The sequence below is a fragment of the Stappia sediminis genome (genome assembly GCF_009826895.1).
Taxonomy (GTDB): Bacteria; Pseudomonadota; Alphaproteobacteria; order Rhizobiales; family Stappiaceae; genus Hongsoonwoonella; species Hongsoonwoonella sediminis.
This window is the reverse complement of record NZ_WUMV01000001.1, coordinates 87,458-107,035: the sequence shown is the minus strand read 5'-3', so window position 1 is coordinate 107,035 and position 19,578 is coordinate 87,458. Positions and strand designations below refer to the sequence as shown.

At 62.3% G+C, this 19,578-nt stretch carries 23 protein-coding genes; 12 read left to right on the top strand and 11 right to left on the bottom strand.

From position 1 onward, the window contains the following. Positions 1–39: 39 nt before the first annotated feature. Positions 40–345, top strand: a complete 306-nt coding sequence (locus GR183_RS00530) for an HlyU family transcriptional regulator (RefSeq protein WP_160773637.1) — start codon at positions 40–42, stop codon at positions 343–345. A 25-nt stretch (positions 346–370) separates the two neighbouring features. Here GR183_RS00530 and GR183_RS00525 read toward each other — a convergent pair whose 3' ends face one another. Next, positions 371–1,093 carry a GNAT family N-acetyltransferase gene (locus tag GR183_RS00525; RefSeq protein WP_160773636.1) on the bottom strand — a complete coding sequence of 241 codons (723 nt, stop codon included), beginning with the start codon at positions 1,091–1,093 and terminating at the stop codon, positions 371–373. A gap of 189 nt (positions 1,094–1,282) precedes the next feature. Here GR183_RS00525 and pgsA point away from each other — a divergent pair, with 189 nt between their 5' ends. The 4 genes from pgsA to GR183_RS00505 all read left to right on the top strand — a co-directional run bounded on the left by pgsA (position 1,283) and on the right by GR183_RS00505 (position 4,087). Beyond that, positions 1,283–1,879, top strand: coding sequence for a CDP-diacylglycerol--glycerol-3-phosphate 3-phosphatidyltransferase (pgsA, locus tag GR183_RS00520; protein WP_160773635.1), 597 nt, complete (start codon positions 1,283–1,285; stop codon positions 1,877–1,879). A 26-nt stretch (positions 1,880–1,905) separates the two neighbouring features. Continuing rightward, entirely contained in the window at positions 1,906–2,157 is a 252-nt protein-coding gene (gene moaD / locus GR183_RS00515) for a molybdopterin converting factor subunit 1 (protein ID WP_160773634.1), read from the top strand. Between the two features lie 10 nt (positions 2,158–2,167). Then, on the top strand, positions 2,168–2,659 hold the full coding sequence (locus GR183_RS00510; RefSeq protein ID WP_160773633.1) for a molybdenum cofactor biosynthesis protein MoaE: 492 nt from the start codon (positions 2,168–2,170) through the stop codon (positions 2,657–2,659). 174 nt (positions 2,660–2,833) lie between these two features. After that, positions 2,834–4,087: a multidrug effflux MFS transporter gene (locus tag GR183_RS00505; RefSeq protein WP_202395781.1), complete on the top strand. Its 1,254-nt coding sequence runs from the start codon at positions 2,834–2,836 to the stop codon at positions 4,085–4,087. A 71-nt stretch (positions 4,088–4,158) separates the two neighbouring features. Here the strand turns inward: GR183_RS00505 and GR183_RS00500 are convergent, their stop codons facing one another. Continuing rightward, entirely contained in the window at positions 4,159–5,061 is a 903-nt protein-coding gene (locus GR183_RS00500; RefSeq protein WP_160773632.1) for a branched-chain amino acid aminotransferase, read from the bottom strand. A 302-nt stretch (positions 5,062–5,363) separates the two neighbouring features. Between GR183_RS00500 and GR183_RS00495 the strand changes: the two genes are divergently transcribed. The 4 genes from GR183_RS00495 (at position 5,364) to GR183_RS00480 (ending at position 8,945) form a co-directional block, all read left to right on the top strand. Beyond that, a complete protein-coding gene (locus tag GR183_RS00495; protein WP_160773631.1) occupies positions 5,364–5,906 on the top strand; it encodes a MarR family winged helix-turn-helix transcriptional regulator in 543 nt (180 codons plus the stop codon). Between the two features lie 25 nt (positions 5,907–5,931). Next, entirely contained in the window at positions 5,932–6,633 is a 702-nt protein-coding gene (locus GR183_RS00490) for a response regulator (RefSeq protein WP_160773630.1), read from the top strand. Positions 6,634–6,770: 137 nt separating this feature from the next. After that, positions 6,771–8,063 carry an ATP-binding protein gene (locus GR183_RS00485; protein ID WP_208999736.1) on the top strand — a complete coding sequence of 431 codons (1,293 nt, stop codon included), beginning with the start codon at positions 6,771–6,773 and terminating at the stop codon, positions 8,061–8,063. Positions 8,064–8,162: 99 nt separating this feature from the next. After that, positions 8,163–8,945 (top strand): VOC family protein, encoded by a 783-nt coding sequence (locus tag GR183_RS00480; RefSeq protein ID WP_160773628.1) that lies wholly within the window; start codon positions 8,163–8,165, stop codon positions 8,943–8,945. Between the two features lie 12 nt (positions 8,946–8,957). On the opposite strand, the gene GR183_RS00475 is transcribed toward GR183_RS00480, so the two are convergent. From GR183_RS00475 to GR183_RS00435, 9 genes are all read right to left on the bottom strand, one after another. Further along, positions 8,958–9,644, bottom strand: coding sequence for a gamma-glutamyl-gamma-aminobutyrate hydrolase family protein (locus tag GR183_RS00475; protein WP_160773627.1), 687 nt, complete (start codon positions 9,642–9,644; stop codon positions 8,958–8,960). Then, entirely contained in the window at positions 9,641–10,633 is a 993-nt protein-coding gene (locus GR183_RS00470) for an amidoligase family protein (RefSeq protein ID WP_160773626.1), read from the bottom strand. Before GR183_RS00470 ends, GR183_RS00475 begins: the two co-directional genes overlap by 4 nt. Positions 10,634–10,752: 119 nt before the next feature. Further along, on the bottom strand, positions 10,753–11,250 hold the full coding sequence (locus GR183_RS00465) for a protoglobin domain-containing protein (RefSeq protein WP_208999710.1): 498 nt from the start codon (positions 11,248–11,250) through the stop codon (positions 10,753–10,755). Positions 11,251–11,459: 209 nt separating this feature from the next. After that, on the bottom strand, positions 11,460–11,804 hold the full coding sequence (locus tag GR183_RS00460) for a tRNA-binding protein (RefSeq protein ID WP_160773624.1): 345 nt from the start codon (positions 11,802–11,804) through the stop codon (positions 11,460–11,462). A gap of 95 nt (positions 11,805–11,899) precedes the next feature. Further along, positions 11,900–12,583: a TetR/AcrR family transcriptional regulator gene (locus GR183_RS00455; RefSeq protein ID WP_160773623.1), complete on the bottom strand. Its 684-nt coding sequence runs from the start codon at positions 12,581–12,583 to the stop codon at positions 11,900–11,902. Positions 12,584–12,686: 103 nt separating this feature from the next. Beyond that, on the bottom strand, positions 12,687–14,264 hold the full coding sequence (locus tag GR183_RS00450) for a glycosyltransferase family 39 protein (RefSeq protein ID WP_160773622.1): 1,578 nt from the start codon (positions 14,262–14,264) through the stop codon (positions 12,687–12,689). 318 nt (positions 14,265–14,582) lie between these two features. Next, positions 14,583–15,401 carry a pyrroline-5-carboxylate reductase gene (gene proC, locus GR183_RS00445; RefSeq protein ID WP_160773621.1) on the bottom strand — a complete coding sequence of 273 codons (819 nt, stop codon included), beginning with the start codon at positions 15,399–15,401 and terminating at the stop codon, positions 14,583–14,585. Next, complete coding sequence (locus tag GR183_RS00440) at positions 15,398–15,898, bottom strand: type III secretion system chaperone family protein (RefSeq protein ID WP_160773620.1); 501 nt, start codon at positions 15,896–15,898, stop codon at positions 15,398–15,400. Before GR183_RS00440 ends, proC begins: the two co-directional genes overlap by 4 nt. A gap of 377 nt (positions 15,899–16,275) precedes the next feature. Next, a complete protein-coding gene (locus GR183_RS00435) occupies positions 16,276–16,563 on the bottom strand; it encodes an accessory factor UbiK family protein (RefSeq protein ID WP_160773619.1) in 288 nt (95 codons plus the stop codon). A gap of 240 nt (positions 16,564–16,803) precedes the next feature. Here GR183_RS00435 and lgt point away from each other — a divergent pair, with 240 nt between their 5' ends. From lgt to pgeF, 3 genes are read left to right on the top strand one after another with little or no spacing between them, the layout of a single operon-like run. Next, positions 16,804–17,652, top strand: a complete 849-nt coding sequence (gene lgt / locus GR183_RS00430; protein ID WP_160773618.1) for a prolipoprotein diacylglyceryl transferase — start codon at positions 16,804–16,806, stop codon at positions 17,650–17,652. After that, positions 17,649–18,752: a class I SAM-dependent methyltransferase gene (locus GR183_RS00425; RefSeq protein ID WP_312846753.1), complete on the top strand. Its 1,104-nt coding sequence runs from the start codon at positions 17,649–17,651 to the stop codon at positions 18,750–18,752. The genes lgt and GR183_RS00425 overlap by 4 nt, the downstream gene beginning before the upstream one ends. A gap of 51 nt (positions 18,753–18,803) precedes the next feature. Next, positions 18,804–19,577, top strand: a complete 774-nt coding sequence (gene pgeF / locus GR183_RS00420; protein ID WP_208999709.1) for a peptidoglycan editing factor PgeF — start codon at positions 18,804–18,806, stop codon at positions 19,575–19,577. Position 19,578 lies beyond the last annotated feature (1 nt).

Sequence of the window (19,578 nt, the reverse complement as noted above, 5' to 3'; positions counted from 1 at the left end):
CATAGTGATGGTGGGATATAACGAAGAACGAGCACCATCATGGGACTTGGGAAGATTATTTCAGGCCTTTTCGGCGGCAGCGGCGGCGCCAGCGGCAGCGATGCTGGCCCCGGCAGCGGCATCAGCGTCGAGCACAAGGGGTTCACCATCCGCCCGACCCCACGCCAGGCGGACGGTCAATGGCAGGTCGTCGGCGTCATCTCCAGGGAAATCGACGGCGAATTGCGCGAGGAAACCTTCATCCGCGCGGACAAATGCGCATCCGCCGACGAAGCCGTGGAAATGACGCTTCGCAAAGGCCGGCAAATCATCGACGAACAGGGCATGCGCCTGTTTTCGAAGTGACCGCGTTTGCGAGGAAGATCGTGCGTCAGCTTTTCGTTCGAATTTCCGCGAGCGATCGCCGCTGACGACCGTCGTCGTCGAAGTTGTCCGGCGCGAGCCACGCCTCGAACGCGGCCTTCAGCCCCGGCCACTCCCGGTCGGTGACGGAAAACCACGCGGTATCACGGTTGCGCCCCTTGTAGAGCGTGGCCTGACGGAAGGTTCCCTCGTAAACGAAGCCGAGCCGTCGTGCCGCCGCCATCGACGGCGCGTTGAGCGCATCGCATTTCCACTCGTAACGCCGGTAGCCGAGTTCGTCGAAAACGCGGGCCATCATCAGGAACATCGCCTCGCTTGCCATCACGGTTTTCTGAAGAGCGGGCGAAAAATTGATATGGCCGACCTCGATCACGCCCGTCGCCGGTTCGATCCTGAGATAGCTGGCCACACCCAGCGCCCTGCCCGTTTCCTTGTCGATGACGGCATGAAACAACGGGTCCTCGCCAAGGCATGTCGCCTCCAGCCAGTTCCCCAGGGAAGCCGCACTGTCGAACGGCCCATAGGGAAGATACGTCCAGATCCGGTTTTCACGGTCCGCAGAGAAAGCCTCGAACAAATCCTGCGCATGATTCTCGCCGAGCCGCACGACATCGCAAACACGCCCGGGCATTGGCGTCGACGGGGGACGTCCGACGGGCTTCCAACCCGGCACGGCAAAGCCGATCGGCTGGCCGAGGTCGTTCAAACGCTCCAATTTCGCTTCCTCCATCACGGACATCCATTTTCTGTTCAACGCGGATCACAATCGCAAGAGCAAAGCGACGGAAAAAGGTCCGGTTTGCGACGTTCTCCCGGTCCGGACGCCAACAAGCCGCGCTCGCACATTGACGACGCAACGCGGACCGTGCTTCAAGTCGGTATCGAAGCCTGTCCACGCACGACGAGTACTGGCCGCGCCTTGTCTGAGACACCCATTCGCCCGACGCAGCGATCGATCGCATGGAGCTTGCCCAATCTCCTGACCTACGGGCGCATCCTGGCGGTGCCCGCGCTGGCGTTCTGCTTCTATTTCCCGGGACACGGCGCGCGCTGGACCGCGCTTGCGATCTTCGTCATCGCCGCCCTGACGGACTTTCTCGACGGATATCTCGCCCGCGCATGGCAGCAGCAATCGCGCCTCGGCCAGATGCTCGACCCGATCGCCGACAAGCTCCTCGTCGCTGTCAGCCTTTTGATGATGGCCGGAGACGGAACCATCGGCGGATGGTCGATGATCGCGGCAATCATCATCCTGTGCCGGGAAATCCTGGTCTCGGGCCTGCGCGAATTCCTGGCCGAACTCAGGGTAAGCGTTCCCGTCACCCGGCTTGCCAAATGGAAAACGGCCGTTCAGCTCGCCGCGCTCGCCCTGCTGATCGCGGGACCCGCCGGAGAAGCAGTCCTGCCGGGCACCGTTCTGATCGGCCTGATCTCGCTGTGGATCGCCGCAACCTTGACGCTATATACTGGCTACGACTATTTCCGCGCCGGCATCGGCCACCTGATGGCCGACTAGCCCGCGAGCAATTGGGATTACGACCTATGAAGGTTCGCTATTTCGCCTGGGTGCGCGAGCGCATCGGCCTTGAGGAAGAGACGATCGAGGTGCCCGGCAACGTCGCGACCGTGTCCGACCTGATCGGCTGGCTCAGCGAACGCGACGAAGGCTATGCCGCCGCATTCGCCGAACCCGAGGTGATCCGCGTCGCCATCGACCAGACGCATGTGGAACACGACGAACCCATCGGCCGGGCGAGCGAGATCGCCTTCTTCCCGCCCATGACCGGCGGCTGACGGGGTGGCCATGGACACGAAGGCGCAGTCGGGCGAACGGATCATTCCCCTCGTACGCGTGCAGGCGGAGGATTTCGACGTCACAGCGGAGGTCGCGCGGCTTTGCGAAGGCCGGCGCGACATCGGCGCCGTCGTCACGTTCACTGGCCTTTGCCGAGACGAGGACGGACGTCTTTCCGCGCTCGAACTGGAGCATTATCCCGGCATGGCGGAAGACGAGATCGGCCGGATCGCGCGCGAAGGGGCGGAGCGCTGGCCTCTGACGGGACTGACCGTAATCCACCGCCACGGTAAAATCGCTCCGGGCGCCAACATCGTCCTTGTCGTCGCCGCCTCGCGCCACCGGCGCGCCGCATTCGAAGCGGCGGATTTCATGATGGATTTTCTGAAGACCCGTGCCCCTTTCTGGAAAAAAGAACACATGGCGGATTCCGGCTCCGGCGGCTGGGTGGAGGCCAAGACGGCCGACGATGACGATGCCGCGCGCTGGTCCGACGGCTGAAATCACCAACGACGCCACGTAAAAGCATATCCGCTATGCGCGGTCACCGCCTTGACGGCGCACCGGCAATGAAAGAATGTGCAATTCGTAAGACTGCCTTATGGTTCGTTCTCGAACCACTTTCGCATTCAACGGCGGGTCTCCTTTCCGCCCTCCGTGCTTCCAAGGTGCTTCATGCATACGCTGACCCAGGACGAGGCCGTCAAGGCCGCGCCGCATCCCGGCATGTCCTTTGCCGAATTCGTGGCGATGATCGCCGCGTTGATGGCGCTGAACGCGCTCGCGATCGACGCGATGCTGCCGGCGCTTCCCAACATCGGCGACGCACTCGGCGTCGCGCAGGAAAACGACCGCCAGAAGGTGCTGATCGCCTATCTAGTCGGCTTCGGCGCGGCGCAGCTTTTTTACGGTCCGCTTTCGGACCGCTTCGGGCGGCGCATCATCCTGCTCGGCGGCCTGGGGCTCTACGCTGCGGCCAGCGTCCTTTCGGTGGTTGCCGACACGTTCGACCATCTGCTTCTTGCGAGGCTTCTTCAGGGCATCGGCTGCGCGGCGCCGCGCGTCGTGGCCCTTTCAATCGTGCGCGACTGCTATGACGGGCGTCAGATGGGGCGGGTCATGTCGCTTGCCATGATGATTTTCATGGCCGTTCCGGTGATCGCTCCATCGGTCGGCCAGGTCATTTTGATTGTCGCACCCTGGCGGGCGATATTCCTGATGCTGACCGTCGGCGGCGTCGCAATGTTCGCATGGTGCGCGATCCGCCTGCCCGAAACGCTTCATCCGCGGTACCGGGGAACTCTCGAAATCTCCTCGGTCCTTGGTGCCTATCGCACGACGGTGACGACCCGAATCACGATCGGCTACATGACCGCCACGGCTCTCGTCTTCGGGGCGCTTTTGGGCTTCATCGCCTCCGCGCAGCAGATCTTCGTCGGAATATTCGATCTCGGCGTCTGGTTTCCGGCCGTCTTCGCCGCCGTCGCGCTTTGCATTTCGGCGGCCTCTTTCCTGAATTCCCGGCTGGTGGAGCGGTATGGCATGCGCCCGCTTTCGCACGCAGCGCTCGTCGGGTTCACGGCGCTCGGTTTCCTGCAAGCGGGCCTTGCGCTTCTCGGCTTCGAAAGCCTGCCCCTCTTTCTCGTGATCCTCGGCGCGACCATGTTCCTTTTCGGCTTCGTCGGGCCCAATTTCAACGCGCTCGCCATGGAGCCGCTCGGGCGGATCGCGGGCACCGGATCCTCGGTGCTCGGCTTCGTCACCACGCTTGGCGGGGCGATCCTGGGCTTCTTCATAGGCCAGCTCTACGACGGAACGGTTGTGCCGACCGCGCTCGGCTATGCAGGCTTCGGCCTCCTCGCGATCGTGGTCGTCAGCCTGACCGAGGGCGGACGGATGTTCCAGCCAGCGGAACGCGAACCGGCCTGACTATTGCCCTCGCAAACAAAAAAGCCGCCCCTCGACGAAGGGCGGCTTTTCGACTTGAGAGCACGAAACGCTCAGCCGGCGGCGGCAGCCTTGATATCGGCGACCGGCTGGACAGAGGCGTGATAGTCTTCCATCAGCACCTTCGTGATTTCGCCAACCTGGAAATTGTACGGCCCGATCTCGGACACCGGCGTCACCTCGGCGGCCGTACCGGTCAGGAAGCACTGCTCGAAGCCTTCCATCTCCTCCGGCATGATCACGCGCTCGATCACCTCGAACCCGCGCGCGCGCGCCAGATCGATCACCGTGCGCCGCGTGATGCCGTCCAGGAAGCAATCCGGCGTCGGCGTGTGGATCTTCCCGTCCTTGATAAAGAAGACATTGGCGCCCGTCGCCTCCGCCACCTGGCCGCGCCAATCCAGCATAAGCGCATCGGCATAGCCCTTGCGTTCGGCGGCATGCTTCGACAGCGTGCAGATCATGTAGAGGCCCGCGGCTTTCGACTTGTAAGGCGCCGTCATCGGGTCCGGCCGGCGGTATTCGGCCATATCGAGGCGAATGCCCTTCAGCCGCTCTTCCGGCTTGAAGTAGCTCGGCCATTCCCAGGCGGCGATCGCCACGTTGATGCGGTTGTGCTGGGCTGAAACACCCATCATCTCGCTGCCGCGCCAGGCGACGGGGCGAACGTAGGCATCCACAAGGTTCTGGCGGGCAAGAAGCTCGCGCGTCGCCGCGTTGATCTCTTCACTGGAATAGGGCAGCTCGAAGCCGAGGACATTGGCCGACGTGTGCAGGCGCTCGGTATGTTCCTCGAGCTTGAATACCTCGCCGCCATAGGCGCGCTCGCCCTCGAAAACGCAGCTGGCATAATGCAGACCATGGGTCAGCACATGCAGCTTGGCGTCCTTCCAGGGAACGAAGACGCCGTTGTACCAGATCTCCCCGTCACGCTGATCGAATGCGATGCCAGCCATTTTCGTTACTCCACTCGGCCCGTCCGCATTATCGCCCGAGCCCTCAAAAACCCGCCTTGTCAGCCCGCCCCGCCTGTCACCCGGCGAAGTATTTGCACGGACTGTATGTTTTCCCCCATTTGCGCTTTTGCGCCGGGGCCAATCTGTCGATATCTTAGGCCAAGTGCCCCAACGGGCACAGATACTCATCAACAGCCTTTGGGAGCAAAAATGGTCCGAACATTGCCCAAAATTAAGGCAAACGGTTCATTCCTTTCTCCAAAGGCCTCTCACCAGTAACAATCGGCACGAAATATGTCAATATGGCTGACATAAATTTCAAGACATCGACTGAAAAAGGCGGGCGGGACAGAAACGTGGATCCGCCACGCACCGTGCAAGGCACGGGCGAACCGCCCTATGACCTGATCGAGCTTCTCTTCTTCGCCTACCGCGATTTCACGTCCGACCCGGACGAGGTGCTGGCGGAATACGGCTTCGGGCGGGCGCACCACCGCGTCCTGCACTTCGTCAACCGGAATCCGGGGCTTCGGGTGACGGATCTGCTGGCGATCCTCAAGATCACCAAGCAAAGCCTCGGGCGCGTTCTGAAGCAGCTTGTCGACGAGGATTTCATCGTCCAGGAACCGGGCCCGGTCGACCGGCGCGAGAGGCTGCTTTATGCCACGGAAAAAGGGGCCGCGCTCGCGATGCGGCTGACCGACCTGCAGACGAAAAGGATATCGCGCGCGCTTGCCGGCCTTCCGGACGACGGTCAAGAAATCGCCCGACGATTCCTCTACGAAATGATCGATCCAGACCAACGGCGCGACGTCGTCCGCCTGATCGAGCGCGACAAGGGCTGACCGGGCACGGGCAATAACAAGAAGGATGACGAGTGTGACGACCCTTGACGACAATGCCGCCCACCTTCTGGTCGTCGACGACGACAAGCGCCTGCGCGACCTCCTGAGCCGCTTCCTGAGCGAAAACGCCTACCGGGTGACGACCGCCGGCACGGCCGCCGAAGCGCGCCGGCGTCTGGAGGGCCTTGCCTTCGACATGCTGATCCTCGACATCATGATGCCGGGCGAAAGCGGGCTTGAGCTGGCGAAGTCGATGCGCGAAGGTTCCGACATCCCGATCCTGATGCTCACCGCGCGGTCCGAGACGTCCGACAGGATAGAGGGACTGGAGGTGGGAGCCGACGACTACCTTTCCAAGCCGTTCGAGCCGCGCGAGCTTTTGTTGCGCATAGGCGCGATCCTGAGAAGGCGGGATACGACGACGGCCGGCCCTCCGCCGGAAATCCGCTTCGGTCCCTTCGTGTTCGACAGTGCGCGCGGCGACCTGAAACGCGGCAGCGCGACGGTTCGCCTGACCGATCGCGAAAAGCAGATCCTCACGCTTTTCGCCGAAAAACCGGGCGACACGATCGCGCGCAACGACATCGTCGGCGACGACAGCGGCCTCGCCGAACGCACGGTCGACGTGCAGATCAACCGGCTCAGGCGAAAGATCGAAGACGACCCGAGCAATCCGGTCTACCTGCAAACGGTGCGCGGCATCGGCTACCGGCTGATATGCGATTGAAGAGCACAAGGCTTCCCGCTTTCCCGGCCGGCATCAAGGAGCGTGCTGCCGCTGTGTGGCGGAACGAGGGCTTCCGCCGTGCACGCGCCGTCGTCGCCACGCCTTACGGGCATGTGGCCCGGCGCCTGCGGCGGGTCATGCCGAAAGGCCTCTTCACGCGGGCGATCCTCATTGTCGTCCTGCCGTTCCTTATCCTGCAGTCGGTGCTCGCCTTCGTCTTCATGGAGCGGCACTACGACCTCGTCACCCGCCGCCTTTCAGAAGCGGTGATCCGCGAGGTGGCGACGCTCGTCGAAATCATCGAGCGCTACCCTCAGGATGCCGACTTCTCGATTGTGACGGATATCGCCAACAGCAAGCTTGGACTTTCCATATCCGTCCTTCCGCCCGAGCCCCTTCCCCCGCCACGGCCCAAGCCTTTCTTCGATTTCGTGGACAGGGTCCTTTCCGACGAAATCCGCCGGCAGATCCGCCGCCCCTTCTGGATCGACACCGTCGGCCGCTCAAGCTACGTCGAAATGCGCATCCAGCTTCCCGACCACGTCCTTCGCGTCATCGCCCGGCGCAGCCAGACGTACGCCTCGAACTCGCATATCTTCATCGTATGGATGATTTCCACTTCCTTCGTCCTGATGGTGGTCGCCCTGATATTCCTGCGAAACCAGATCCGGCCGATAGAGCGGCTTGCGAACGCGGCGGAGAGCTTCGGAAAGGGACGGCCGATCGGCGATTTCCGGCCGCGTGGAGCTCTGGAGGTGCGAAGGGCGGCACAAGCCTTCATCGAAATGCGCAAGCGCATCGAAAGGCAGATCGAACAGCGCACGACGATGCTGGCCGGCGTCAGCCACGACCTGCGCACCGTGCTCACGCGCTTTCGCCTGCAGCTTGCCCTTCTCGGTGACCGGCCGGAGGTCACGGACCTCAAGAGCGATGTCGACGAGATGCATCACATGCTGGAGGACTATCTAGCCTTCGCCCGCGGCGACGGCGACGAGGAGGCGAAACCGACCGACCTTGCGCTTATGTTCGAGGACCTCGAAGCGGAGGCGGAAATCGCCGGTGCCAGCGTTTCGTCGAAGATCACGGGTTCGCCCGACATCATGGTCAAGCCCATCGCCTTCAAGCGCTGCCTGACCAACCTCGTTTCGAACGCCGCGCGATACGCAGACACCATCCGCCTTAAGGCCAAGCACGACGAACGCTGGCTGACGATCACCATCGACGACGACGGCCCCGGCATTCCGGCGGAAAAGCGCGAAACCGTCTTCCGTCCGTTCTACCGCCTGGAGGAATCGCGCGCGAGAGAGACGGGCGGCACCGGCCTCGGGCTTGCGATCGCGCTCGACATTGCGCGCGGGCACGGCGGCGACATCCAGCTCGGCGAAAGTCCCATGGGGGGCCTGCGCGCCAAGGTCCGAATTCCGGCGTAAAGGCAAATCATCGTCGTCAAAATGGCTCCGTTTTAATGGAATATGCTGTCCGCAATTCCCGCGAACAACTGCCGGACAGGACGCAAAGGAGAGTTCGCAATGTCTATGAAGAGCGGAAGTTTCGTCTGGTACGAACTCATGACGACGGACGCGGATGCCGCCGCCGGGTTCTATTCCAGGGTCGTCGGCTGGACGGCCGAAGACTCCGGTATGACCGCGGCCACCGGCATGGAATACACAATCCTGAAAGCGGGAGAGACGCCGGTGGCGGGTTTGATGAAGCAGCCCGAGGAAGTGAGAGAAACTGGCGCGCCGCCGTTCTGGCTCGGCTATATCGCCGTCGATGATGTCGACGCTTATGCCGAAAGGATCGAGGCCAAGGGCGGTAGCGTTCACCGTGCGCCCTCGGATATTCCCGACGTGGGGCGCTTCGCCGTCGTCGCCGATCCGCATGGCGCAAAATTCTGCCTCTTCAAGGGCGAAGGCGAACCGCCCGCCGCAAATGTGGAGCCGGGGACGCCGGGACATGTGGGCTGGCATGAGCTTATGGCCGGCGACGGCGCATCCGCATTCGATTTCTACGCAAGCCTCTTCGGCTGGACGAAGGGTGAGGCCATGGACATGGGCCCCATGGGCGTCTACCAACTCTTCGAGGCGGACGGCAGGGGCATAGGCGGGATCATGACTAAGCCCGCAGATATGCCAGCGCCGGCGTGGAATTATTATTTCAACGTCGATGGCATAGATACCGCCGTGGAGCGCATCACCGGTGCCGGCGGCCGGATCGTCAACGGGCCCATGGAAGTTCCGGGCGGCAGCTGGATTGTCCACGGCCTCGATCCACAAGGCGGTTTCTTCGCCCTTGTCGGACCGAAAGGATAGTTCGAGACGCCTCTACCTTTGTTCCATTCGCTCGCGGACTGCGCGGGCGAATGCCTGAAAGAGCCTGCGCTGCGCACGCCTGTAGATCATGAACTCCGGATGCCATTGCACGCCAATGCGAAAGCGCGCGGTGCGGTCTTCCACCGCCTGCACGATGCCGTAGCGGTCGTGCGCGCAAATACTCAGGCCGCCGCCCAGCTTGTCGATCGACTGGCGATGCAGCGAATTGGCGCGGAATCGCCTGCTCTTCATGATGCCCGACAGCTTCGACCCCTCCTCCACCGTCACCATCTTGCGCGGCAGGGGCGACCACATGGCCGGAACTCCTTCATAGGCCCGATAGATATCCTGGTGGAGCGTGCCGCCCTCAAAGACATTGAGCATCTGCGCGCCCCGGCACACGCCGAGCACCGGAATGTCGCGCTTCGACGCTTCCTCGAGCGCCAGAAGCTCCAACCGGTCGCGCGCCGGATCGATGCGAATGTCGAGCGCGGCCTCGCCCCGATAGATTTCCGCGGAGATATCGTCGCCACCGCCGACAACGAGCCCGTCGAGCCGCTTCAGCACGCCAGCGCCGCCGGGTGCCGTAAGCCTCACCGTGCGCACGCCGAAGAGCCGCAGCGACAGCCAATAGAACCACCACATGTAGCGGCCGCCACCGAGCGAAGTCGTGACGCCCACCAGAGGACGACGCTTCATGTCAAAAGCCACTCGGTCGAGCGAATGGCCCAGTTCTCGCCGATAATGCGATTGTTGTTGGCGATATACGCCTGCCCCATGGCGTCAAGCCGCTCGCGGTCGGCGGCAAGGCGCTCCACGACGCACCAGCGGTTCCACTCAAGCCTCAGGCTCCAGTCGCTCTGCCCGATGTTGGCGTCAGGCAGCCGGTAGTGGAAAGCCGGGCGGGCCTTTACGCGGATATCGCGGACCCGCTCACGCACCCTTTCAGGATCGAGCCAGGAAAACAGCGGCAGAAGGTCAAGCTCGCGGTTCCTCGTGTCGTTATAGCTCAGATAATCGTCGATCAGCCGCTCGATGTCCGGCCAGTAATCAGGATCGACGACAAGTGCTGCGTAATCCTTCGGAAACGGGTCGGCGAAGGCGATGATCTGACGCGTGATATCCAGGCGGATGATGGCCCTGAGCCAATCCGACATCAGCAGGTAGGCCTTCAGAACCGCGGTGATGTAACCTGTTTCCCGGCTCGCGATTTCAGGATTGAGCTGGAAGCCGAAGGCATAGAAAAGATTGTCCGAAGTGCCGCGCGCACCAGCCCCGCCCAGCGCATCGACAAGGTCCTGCAGACGTGGAAGATGATCGATTTCCACCGGCGGGCAGACGATCTCGCAAGGCACGACGAGAGAACTGATGTCGCCCAGGATCTTGCGCAGCCTGGTCTGGAGATCCTCCAGCGCCGGCAATTTGGCTGGGCCTGAACGATGAACGTATTGAGAGTCCAGTTCCGACAGGAAATCTCCGAGTTCGGTGCCCCGGATATGCAGGCGGTGCTCGTCTTCCGTCTCGATTTCGCCGCCGAACAGCGCTCGAACCTGAAGCGCCGCCTCGCGCGCGGACACCGAGCCGAACTCGATCTCCACGCCGACACGGCGCAAACCGCCTTCGTGGTTCTTCAGATATGGGGGCTCGCGAAAGCTTAACCCCCCGATCGTCTGTCCGGACATATCCATGAAAAGGTTTCGGTGCGCCTGTCCCTCGATCGAAATGCTACATGAATAAACGCGCGAGATCGAAAAAGGTTTCGGGACTTCCTCACCCCGATCGGGACGCGCCCGGAGCGCTTCCGCTCTCAATCCACATAGACAACGTGATAGGTCGATGCGGCGATGCTCAGATCGAAGAAAACGAGCCGGCGCACCGAAGACATCATGCGCTTGACCGCGATCCCATCGCGCTCGCACTTCGCCAAGGTATGCTCGAACGCGTTCATGAACCAGCCGTAGGCCATGATGTAATCGGTCATGGTCACGCCATAGGCGCGGTGCTTCGCGCCGATATCGCGGGCGTGAGCGGCATAGATCTCGTCAAGCGAACCTGCGAACAGCTTTTCCCAATATTCGTACTGTTTTCGGGTCAACCGCGCGATGTCGACGGCTGGAAAGCGTCGCGTTGCACGGGAAATCATCGGGGTCGAGTAGAATTCTTCCAGGATCGAATGCAGCCGGGGCTGCAATATCGACCAGGCCTCGCGCGCGTTTTCCGTATCTTCCGCGGAAAACTCCAGAAATTCGATGTAGTCGGAGATTTCCGTCCAGCTCTGCGCGTCCATCGCGGATGAATACCCCATGGTCGGTCCCATTTTCGGCGGTCAGCCGCCCAGGAAGCGGCCTTCCGCCAAGCTTCCAACCATCGAGTACTTTGAAAACGTTTAAGATTTCCGACGTCGCCGGACGTTGGACGGCATTTCCAATGCCGCTCTCGAATTTCTCAGAATTTGTAAAGTTTCCGTGATAGTCGGTGGATTTCCCGGCTCGCCTGCATGCCGGTATTCGCCGCTCAGTAGAGCCGCCCGCCATTCGGCACGGGCTTGTCCGGCGTGATCAGCACGACCTCGCCGTCTTCATCCGGCACGCCGAGCGTGAGCACCTCCGACATCATCGGGCCGATCTGGCGCGGCGGAAAATTGACGACCGCCATTACCTGCATTCCGACCAGTTCCGCAGGGTCGTAGTGCTTGGTGATTTGGGCGGAGGATTTCCTGACGCCGATGTCCCCGCCGAAATCGATCATCAGCTTGATGGCCGGTTTGCGCGCTTCGGGAAAAGGGGCGGCCTCGATGATCGTGCCGGCCCGAACGTCGACCTTCAGAAAGTCGTCGAAAGAAATCTGATCGGATGCCACGGTGTTTCCTTGCTTTAACCAATCTTGAGCGCAGCAAACGGGATTCACGCACAGCGATCAAGCCCGATAACGCCCGGTAACGCCCGATCCGGGCATCATATCCCTTCGCCTTCGTCCATTTCGTCGGCCTCATGGTCTTCCCGCCTTGCCTCGCGCCGCTTCTTGCGCCGATTCTCCGCCCGTTCGGCGAAGGGGCGAACGAAGCCTGCCGCCCGGTCGAGGCGCGCCATCCACTCGCCGCCCTTTTCAAGCTCGCGGTCGAGCTTCGCCATGGTGCGGGCGAGGCCCGGATCGTCGTCCTCAAGCCAGGTGTCGAGAAGCCGTGCGAAGGCGACGACAAGGCCCTGCACCATGATCCGTCCACGCCAGCCCCTGCCCTCCATTCCCGCCGCCGTCAGCATCCAGCGCATGGAAACGGAGGCAACCCCGTTGACCTCGAACGCGAGCATGGGATCGCGGGAAACGGCCGCCTTCAGCGCACGGATCGCGGGCTTGTAGGGGGTCATCGCATCAAGGCGGCTCATCAGGACATCGAACAGGCGGTCGCGCGGCGCTTCCTCGCCCATGTCCTCGTCGATGTTCTCCAGAACCGTCTGGTCGATTTGCGCCATGGCGCCTTCGAGAAGCGACAGACGGGTGGGATACTCCGCACGCATGACCGCCAGCGACACACCGGATCGCACCGCAACCGCGGCAGGCGTCGCCTCGTTCCAGCCCTCGTCGCCGAGGATCTGAAGGAAATTGCGTACGATCTTCTGACGCGTCTTCTGCGTCGCCATGGAGGCCTCCCGCCGAAATTCTCTCAGTCTTTACAAGATAGTGCGAAAATCGCGACATGCGAGAGCATGCCGTGCGACATGCCGCCTCACGGTCGGCTGGAAACTACCCGCGCAACAAGACCTGTTGAGAACTTCGCTGACACGCCGGGCTTTCTGGGGGCAATTCGGCGACACCCCACCAGGTGGTGCGCCAGCCGGCATTTTTCCAGATATGCGGCCAGGCACCGGTCATGTACCGCGCCGAGAGCGGCTTGAGGCCGGACGGCGCGTGCCCGCCCAAAGCCACGAACCTTTCCACAGCCGGCAGGCCGGGCTTCTTCGTCCCCTCTTCCCAGACGTAAAAGCATTTGTCCCGCGCGGGCGTGGGGACGGAAATGCCGTCCGTCACGACCCTGGCACCTGGAAACAGTACCTTGAGATTGCCGCCGGTGTAGTCATCGTTTGCGATCAGTGTCGCGTTCCCGGCGCCGAGTTCCGCCAGCGGCGCTTTAAGATCCGCATAGGACTTCATGTGCCGGCATTTGCCGCCACACCAGAAATTGTCCGGCGCCATCAGGCCGGGGATCCGGGCAAAAAACACCACCACGACCAGCGCTTTGACGGCCGCGCCGAAATAACGCCAGTTCGCTTTCCATGAATAACGGGAAAGATCGGCGAAGAGATAAATCGGCAGCAGAATGAGGAGCGGATGCATATGCCGCTCCTTGACGTAGGTGGCTCCGGCCACGGCGATCAGGAGCGCGGTCAGAATGATCATGACCAGCACGGTGCGGCCGCACAGCCGTGCGACGTCGTTGAGCGCACCTTTCCCGGGCGTCTTGAGGCCAAGGTAACGGCGCCAGAACACGAGCAGAAGAACCGGAAGAAGCGGTACCGAGAACCCAAGAAGCCCGAATGCCAGCTTGCCGAGCCCTTCACCGGCGCGCAGCAGATGGGAAGTCTCGCCGGCAATGCCCATGGTCTGGGAAGCATTGGCGAGGAACGTCGGCCCTTCGCTCAGGATCCAATAGAGATAGGGGGAATAGGTCGGTCCTGCCGCAATAACGGCCAGGGCCAGTCCGGCAATGCGGATTTTGACCCGCCACATACCGTCGCTCAACGCAGCCAGGATCAAGGCAAAGCCAAACAGCGGATACGAGTGTTTGGCAAGCATTCCAGCGCCAAAGGCGACGCCCAAAACAACATAACGGCCAAGTGTGCGACCTTCCAGCGCGCAGACCCAAAGATATGCGCTCGCCGCGCAGGCCGTGGTCAGCACCACCGTGTGGGTAACGCCTTCATGCAGGTTCCAGCCGAACTGATAGAACAGCGAGTAGGCGAAGACGCAAAGCGCGGCGATGCGTGGATCAGGGATCGCCCTGCGGGCCAGCAGAAACAGAAACAGCGCCGCAAGCGAGATCAGCCCGTATTTCAGGAACAGGAAACTCCAGATCGTCGGCCCGAAAACTTGCTGAACGGTCCAGAGCAACCACTCGTATAGCGGCGGTTGGCGGAGCATGTAACCTGGCTCCAGCGTCTGGACGAGCACGTTTTCGAACATGTCGTCCGTACCCAGAACCGGGGTCGACAAAGCACGCAGAAGAAGATGTGCCAATCCCCAGCCGGCTACAATCGCCCAGACACCGAAAGGCGTGGCAAAGAGCGGGGTTTCCTCGTCGGATTGGGAAATTGCTTCGATCATGCGGAACGGCATGCTGATTGACTTAACGTGACCCTGTATACCATCTCATCCAAAAAACATAGCAGATCGGATTGAGCGGGGTTTTGAAGCGGATCTACCCCTTGATGGCGATTGCCACGACGGTCTCTTCGCCTGTTCAGACCCGAGGCCCGAAACACGCGGAACCTGTCCTTCGGTTTGTCAGAGGCAAGACCCGGGGGTCCGAAGCCCAATTGTCGCTACGGCCTAGAGCATATCCCGCGAAATCTGGATCGGATTTTGCGGCAAGGATATGCTCAAGATTTTGATTCTGGAGCGATTTCTTGTCACGAAAGTGACCTAGCCCGCCAGTTCTTTCGAGCGTTTCGCCGCTGCCTCGACCGCCCTGTCCATCAGCGGCTGAAGGCCGTCATCGGCCATCAGGACGGCAAGTGCGGCGGCGGTCGTACCGTTGGGCGAGGTAACGTTCTCGCGCAAGGTGGAGGCTTCCAGGTCGGACTGATGCATCAATTCGCCCGCGCCGACGACCGTCTGCCGGGCAATCGTCTTCGCAAGGTCTTCCGGCAATCCCGCATGCACCCCTGCCTGAGCGAGTGCCTCGGTCAGATAGAAGACGTAGGCCGGGCCGGATCCGCTGACGGCTGTCACGGCATCCATCTGCGCCTCGTCATCGATCCAGGCAACCTTGCCGATGGCGCTCAACAAGTTGGTGACGTCGCCTTTCTGGTCCTCGCTCACCCTTGCATTGGCGCAGGCGACATTCATGCCGCGCCCCACCTGGGCGGGCGTATTGGGCATGACGCGCACGATCGGAACGTCACCGAAGGCAGAGGAAAAGCGCTCGATGGTGGTGCCTGCCGCAACCGAAAGGACCAGCGTGTCCGCAGCCGTATTGGGAACGAGGTTCGGCAGGATGGCGTCCATCATCTGCGGCTTGACCGCAAGCATGAGAATTGCCGGGCGCATGTCGGTAGGCATCGCCTCTCCGCCGGCGATGCCTTCCCGGCTCATGAGGTCGGCGATTTCGGGCGCCGGCGACGGATCGACGACGAATACGGATTTCGGATTGACGCCCTTTTCGATCCATCCCGCCAGCATCGCGCCGCCCATCTTGCCGGCGCCGACAAGCGCCAACGGGCGATGGGGGGAATAGGTCATGCTTCGCCCGCGGTCTCGAACAGGGCGGTATCCACGGCCTCGGATGCGGACTTGCCGGCCCAGACGACGAACTGGAACGCCTGGTAATAGCGTTCGCAAGCCTCGAGCGCATTGGCAAGCAGGCCTTCGATCTGCGCGGACGTGGGATCAGCGCCGCCTGCCAGGAGCAGCGACTGGCGGAAGATCACGACCCCTTCGCGGTTCCACAGGTCGAAGTGGCCCATCCACAGCTGCTCGTTGACGAGCGCGAGCAGGCGCATGATCTCGGTCTTGCGCGGCTCGGGAACCTTGAGGTCGAAGGCACAGGCCAGGTGCAGCGCCTCCAGGTCCTCCATCCAGGAGAAGGACACATGGTAGTCGCACCAGTAGCCGGCGATCGAAATGGTGATTTCATCCTCGCCCGAACGCTCGAACGACCAGTCGTTGATAGCCGCTATGTTTTCGATCGTGTCGACGGGATTTCCGGGCCGTTCGTACTCGACGTCGATGAGGCTCATGATCGTTCCTCTCGTTTTGAGAGACCCGGCCACCGCAAGGCTTGCCGACCCTCTCGCTTCGGTCCGCAGAAACGAGGCCCATCGCCCGGAAAAGCCATCGTCCTGATGAAATCCGTCACTGGCCGCCATCATTGACCGAAAGGACGACGCAATGCGAATCCTGCTATAGATTCAATATATATCCGCAAGTCCGTTTCCAATAAGTTCACTTTTGCTTAACAGTATTGAAACTTGTGGATCGTTTGCCTTCGCTGACGCAAGCGAAGGCATGCGATTTCCCGCTCTATCGCGCCATTGCGGCGGTTAAGTGGCGGCAAATCGGCGACCGTGAAAAGCCTAAATGGATGACCGAAAAGGCGAATTCCGGCAAATGCCCTTTACTGGGCTTCGCCGGCTCCCGATTTTTTCCCCGGCTTTTTGGCGAGTTGATCTTCCAGCCGTGCGACGCGCTCTTCCAGCGCCTCGACCTGGTCGAGCGCCTTTGCCGCCATTTCCTTCACGACTTCGTAATCCTCGCGCTTCACCAGATCCATATCGGCGAGGAACCGTTCGGCCTGTGAGCGAAAGGCCGTTTCAACTTCGCGGCGCGCACCTTGCGCAACCCCTGCGGCATCGGTCATCAGCTTGGCGAAGTCGTCGAGAATGCGGTTCGGTCCAGTCGTCATTTATCGTCTCCTTCGCGCCGGCCCGCATTTCTTCGGACCGCAATCCGCCCTTTGCACCATATTTCGTGCGCGGATCACTTGGGTTCAAGGCCATCCGACGATGCAGTAAGCGCCCCTGCCCGCGTCCGCAAGCCCCCGATGCCTGTGACCTTGACGCAAGCGCAAAAAAAACGTCAACGTCGCGCGCAAGCCGCCCTTGCCGCCAGGCCATCATCGCCACCTGATCGAGACAGCCGAAAGATGCCGCTTTTCGTCCTGCCGTTTCCAGCCATCGACCCGGTGCTGATCGAAGTCGGCCCGCTCGCCGTGCGCTGGTACGCGCTTGCCTATATCGCCGGCATCCTGCTCGGCTGGCGCTACATGCGCCGGCTCGTCGCCAATGAGAGGCTTTGGGCGCGCACGCCCCATCCCTCCCCTCTCGATATAGACGATTTCGTCATTTGGGCCACGCTCGGCATCATCCTCGGCGGGCGGATCGGCTACGTGCTTTTTTACAATCTCGCCTATTTCCTCTCCAACCCCGCGGAAATCCTCGCCATATGGTCCGGCGGCATGTCCTTCCACGGCGGCTTCCTCGGCGTGGTTGCCGCGATGGTGCTTTTTTCGTGGCGGCGCGGCTTGTCGGTCCTGACACTTTTCGACCTTGCGGGTGCGACGGCGCCCATCGGCCTTTTCTTCGGGCGGATCGCCAATTTCATAAACGGCGAGCTCTGGGGCCGGGCAAGCGATGTGCCCTGGGCGATGGTATTTCCGGGTGCGGGCCCCGAGCCGCGCCACCCGAGCCAGCTTTACGAAGCAGCCCTTGAAGGCATCGTCCTGTTTCTTGTCGTTCGCCTCGTGACGCACCGCTTCGGCGGGCTGGCACGGCCCGGCCTCACCGCCGGCGTCTTCGCGGCCGGATACGGCCTAGCGCGCTCCTTTGTAGAGCTTTTTCGCATGCCGGACGCACACATCGGCTTTCTCGCGGGCGGTCTGACGATGGGCATCCTGCTGTCCGTCCCGATGATCGTCGCCGGGCTTGCGCTCGCCATATGGGCTTTGCGCCGCCCGCCCGCCCGCGAGGCGGCGGCGGAAGGCGACAACCGGTGAGCGGACGAAAACCCGAGACCCGGCTTGCGGCGCGCCTGAAACGTCGCATCGCCGCGGACGGGCCGATAACGGTTGCCGATTTCATGAACGCCTGCCTCTCCGACCCGGAAGACGGCTATTACATGATGGCCGAGCCTTTCGGCGCAGGGGGCGATTTCATAACCGCTCCCGAAGTCAGCCAGCTTTTCGGCGAATTGATCGGCGCGTGGCTGGTTCACGTCTGGCGGCTTTCGGGAAGCCCGCCGCATTTCCACCTCGTCGAACCCGGCCCCGGACGGGGCACGCTGATGGCCGACGCGCTGCGGGTCGCTAGGCTCGATAGCGACTTCATGAAAGCTGCGCATCTCACCCTCGTCGAAACGAGCCCGCGCCTGCGCGAAAAACAGGCCGAAACGCTTGCCAAGGCACCGCTGAAGCCGCAATTCGCCTCGCATCTTGGCGAGATTGCGGATAACGCGCCGCTTTTCCTCGTCGCCAACGAGTTTTTCGATGCTCTGCCGATCCACCAGCATATTCTGACCGGCGACGGCTGGCGGGAACGCATGGTCGGACTGGACGACGCGGGAGAACTTTGCTTCGGCATCGGCCCGGCCAGCCTCGCAAGTCCGGACGTTCCGGCCGCCGCAAGAAATGCAGCGCCCGGCGCGGTGCTGGAAACGCAACCACTTTCCAATGCCATCGCTACTTCGATCGGCGAGAGGATCGCGACCCGTGGCGGCGCCGCGCTTGTGATCGACTACGGCTACCTTCGCTCAGCACCCGGCGACACGCTGCAGGCAATCTACCGGCATGAATTCGATCCCGTACTGGTACGGCCCGGCGAGGCGGACCTGACGGCCCATGTGAATTTCGAGGCGCTCGGCCACGCTTTCCGCTCCGCCGGCGCGCAGGTCGGCGGGCCCATGACGCAGGGCGATTTCCTGATCGGCCTGGGGCTGCTCGAGCGCGCCGGACAGCTTGGCGCCGGCAAGCCGGCGCACGTGCAGGAGCGTATCCGCGCGGACGTCGAGCGCCTTGCCGGGCCGGATGCCATGGGCACGCTTTTCAAGGTCCTTGCCGTGACGAAGCAGGGCCTCTCGCCCCCGCCATTTGACACCTGACAGCCGGCCCTGCACCATCGCTCGTCCTTTTTCGAAACCCCTTGAGTCCCATTGATGATCAAAGCGCCGCAACTGGAAGAAATGCCTGGAATAAAACACGGCTATTTCACGCGCGTGGGCGGCGTGTCCGACGGCATATACGGCAGCTTGAACATCGGTCTCGGCTCGAGGGACGATCGCGATAGCGTCCTGGAAAACCGCCGCAGGATCGCGCAAGCGCTCGCTGTCGATCCCGCCCGCCTCGTTTCGCCGTATCAGCATCATTCCGCGGACGTGATCACGGTCGGCGAACCCTGGGCGCCCGGCAACGGGCCGAAGGCCGACGCCCTGGTAACGGATCGTCCAGGCATGGCGATTGCCATTTCCACCGCCGATTGCGGCCCGGTCCTGTTCGCCGATGGGCATGCCCGCGTCGTCGGCGCGGCTCATGCCGGCTGGCGCGGTGCGTTGACCGGCGTGCTGGAGGCCACGATCGAGGCGATGGAGAAGCTCGGTGCCGAGCGCGGGCGCATTTCAGCCGTCCTTGGGCCGACGATATCGGCCGCAGCCTATGAGGTGGGCCCCGAATTCGTGGAAAGGTTCCAGCGCGAGGCGCCGGGAAGCGAACGGCATTTCACGCCTTCGGGGCGCGAGGGCCACGCGATGTTCGACCTGCCGGGCTTCATAGCGGAGCGCCTTGAAAAGGCGGGCGTCGGCGAAGCCGGCAACCTTGGCCTTTGCACCTATGCGGACGAGGAGCGCTTCTATTCCTATCGGCGTGCGACCCACCGCGGCGAAGACGACTATGGGCGGCTGATGTCCGCGATCGTGCTGAGCGAGGCTTGAG